Origin of the sequence: Burkholderia sp. E168m23 (assembly GCF_016586125.1) — a bacterium.
GTDB lineage: Bacteria > Pseudomonadota > Gammaproteobacteria > Burkholderiales > Burkholderiaceae > Burkholderia > Burkholderia orbicola.
Map to the genome: position 1 here is coordinate 1 of NZ_BCPP01000947.1, position 2,728 is coordinate 2,728.

The 2,728-nt window shown below is 64.8% G+C and carries 3 protein-coding genes and 1 pseudogene; 1 reads left to right on the forward strand and 3 read right to left on the reverse strand.

Translation table 11 applies throughout. The features are described from left to right. From JMF90_RS32370 to JMF90_RS32380, 3 genes are all read right to left on the reverse strand, one after another. Positions 1-300, reverse strand: a 300-nt coding sequence (locus JMF90_RS32370) for a pyridoxamine 5'-phosphate oxidase family protein (RefSeq protein ID WP_201325956.1), incomplete at its 3' end; no start/stop codon positions are given. A gap of 94 nt (positions 301-394) precedes the next feature. Next, complete coding sequence (locus JMF90_RS32375; RefSeq protein WP_011694542.1) at positions 395-586, reverse strand: hypothetical protein; 192 nt, start codon at positions 584-586, stop codon at positions 395-397. Between the two features lie 12 nt (positions 587-598). Then, the gene (locus JMF90_RS32380; protein ID WP_011694541.1) at positions 599-1,798 is read right to left on the reverse strand and encodes a PLP-dependent aminotransferase family protein; all 1,200 of its coding nucleotides are present in this window, start codon (positions 1,796-1,798) and stop codon (positions 599-601) included. Positions 1,799-2,522: 724 nt separating this feature from the next. Here JMF90_RS32380 and JMF90_RS40375 point away from each other — a divergent pair. Beyond that, positions 2,523-2,728, forward strand: a pseudogene (locus tag JMF90_RS40375) (hypothetical protein); the annotation flags it as partial.

A 2,728-nucleotide genomic window follows, 5' to 3' on the forward strand; every position in this document is an offset into this window, starting at 1 on the left:
ACGAATCTGCACGAGCGCGTCGAGATCGTTGGCGACGATCGAGAGACGCGGATCGCGACGCAACTCCGCGACCTTCGCCGAACGTGCATCGGTATGAAACGACAGCACGCGCCCGACGCGATTCACCTGGCGCAACACGATCGTCCGAACCTTCGGCGCACCATCGAGGCCGAGCGTCGCCGCCTGCAGCATCGTGAACGGCGAGCGCTGCACGTTGACGCCGGATTCGAGGCAGGACCACAGGCGGTCGTAGGTTTGCGCAAGCGATTCGGAGATCGAGTCGGTGGTCGAGTCGGACATGGGGCGGCGGCGATCGTCGGTATTTCGATCGCGCCAGCTTACCCGTTTGTTTCGGCGACGGCTCGCATGGGATGCGTCGCCGCCGTTGTGCCGGTCAGTTGTAGCCGAGCACGACCGGCGCCGCATCGCCAGCATCGGGTGCCGGCTCCGCGCCGAAGCGGCCGAGCACGTCGGCCACATACTGCGGCCCGGCGCTGATCTGCGACGAGCGATGCTTCGCCGGCCGCGTGTCGCCGGCGCCCGAGGCTGCGCCCGGCGATGCCGTTTCGTTGACGGTGATGGTCATGTCGATGTCTCCTCACGCGGCCAGCGCCGCACCATATGCGCGCACGAGGCGCGCGACGCCTTCCCGGATCGCATCGATGTCCGGCGCGGCGAACGACAGGCGCAGCGACGCCGCGTCGACGTTGTCCGCGAAGAACGCCTTGCCGGGGACGAACACGATCTTGTTCGCGATCGCCTGTTGCAGCAGCACATCCGACGATACCGCGCCGAGCCGCGCCCACACGAACATCCCGCCTTCGGGACGATGGAATTCGATCGCATCGCCGAAGCCGTCGCGCAGCGCGTCGCACATCGCGTCGCACTTACGCCGGTACGCGGCCGTGATGCGCGGCAGATGACGTTCGAGCGCGCCGTCGGCCAGATATTCGGCGGCGGTGGCCTGCGTCCACGGCGTGCTGCACAGATCGACCGTCTGCTTCGCGATCACGCAGCGCCGCGTGATCTCGGCCGGCGCGATCGTCCAGCCCACGCGCAGCCCCGGCGCGACGATCTTCGACAGGCTCGCGAAATGCACGAGCCAGTCGCGCGCGCCGTCCACTTCACCGGCCAGCGCGAGCATCGACGGCACGGCTTCGCCCGCGAAACGCAGGTCGCCGTACGGATCGTCCTCGACGATCAGGAAACGGTATTGCACCGCGAGACGCAGCAGCTTCAGCCGGCGTTCGCGCGTGAGCGTCGCGCCCGTGGGGTTCGCGAAGGTCGGAACCGTGTAGAGCAGCTTCGGCTGCGCGATCGCGCCGGACGCGAGTTGCGCTGCGAGGCGATCGACGTCGAGGCCTTCGCCGTCGACGGGAATCGTCACGATGCGCGCCTGTTGCAACCGCATCGCCTGCAGCGTGGCCGGGTATGCCGGCTGTTCGGTCAGCACGACGTCGCCGGGCGACACCATCACGCGCAGCAGCAGGTCGAGGCCCTGCTGCGAACCGGTCGTGACGAGCAGTTCGGCGGGCGCGCAGGCGACGCCGCGACGCGCCATCAGCGCGATCAGTTGCTGCTTCAGTTCGGCGAGGCCGTCGGTCGGGCCGTATTGCAGGCAGCGGACGGGCTGTGCGTACGCGCGTTCGGCGGCCGCGTTCAGGCCGTCGACGTCGAACAGGTCGCTCGCCGGATAGCCGCCCGCGAAGGAAATCATGCCCGGTTCGGACAGGTACTTGAACAACTCGCGGATCGGCGAGCCGGCAGGGTTTTGGAATGAGGGCGTGAACGCGTACATGTCGTCGTGTGCTGGGGGGCGCGGACGGCCGGGATAGCCGCCGAGTGCCGGCCGCCAAGGCGCTTCTGGCGCCGCGGCGGTGAATTCGAGCCACGATTGTCGATAGTCATTAAGGGCTCGGCAAACGATATCTATGCACTAGGTCTTGCGGTTTGGTCATTAAATGGGGGGAGGAGCAGGAGACATGAGTTCAACGCGGTTTCGGACGCTGCCCACGGTCACCCAACCCGCCGCTCACGGATTCCCGCGCGTGCCCCGCGTCGCCGCTTCTCTGCCTGGATTTCTGAGAAAGCATGGCCGTGGGTGCGCCACACGCCGGGAAGGTCGTGTGTCCTCCGAGATAGAGGCCGCGCAACCCTGCCCGATTCGTGAAAAACATGTCGGGCGGCGTACCAGGTGCAATGCCGTACAGCGCCTCTTCGTACAAACGCCGTTTGCTCGCAAAACCTGCGAATTCGCCACGCGGACGCCTTCGATGCGGGAGGGGGCGAAGACACTCCCGTATCGCGTTGAGATAGCCATCGACCACAGCCAGCGTCATCGCGCTCGTCCAATATCGACCTTTGAGATCAGCGAACAGAGATTAGCGATCAGCATGCCCGAGCGAGTACACTTTGCTGAACAGAAATATGCGACGGGTATGTTGGCAACGGCACAAATACTACGAATTCCATGAAGCGGCAGGGCCTCATACGCATCGCCAATCGACTAACCTAAGTGGCATATGATCGAACGAATTTTTCAGAATATCCCCGAGGGGAAAATCACCGACGCCGACAAGCAACCGTTCTTGATGAGTTTGGGTTGGTCACGAGGATTATCGTGGAACGATCTTTTGCAGTCGTGGCGTGTGTTGCTAATATCGGAGGCCGGGGCCGGCAAGACCTATGAGTGTCGTGCCCAAGCTCAACGTCTATCGGCGGCTGGGGA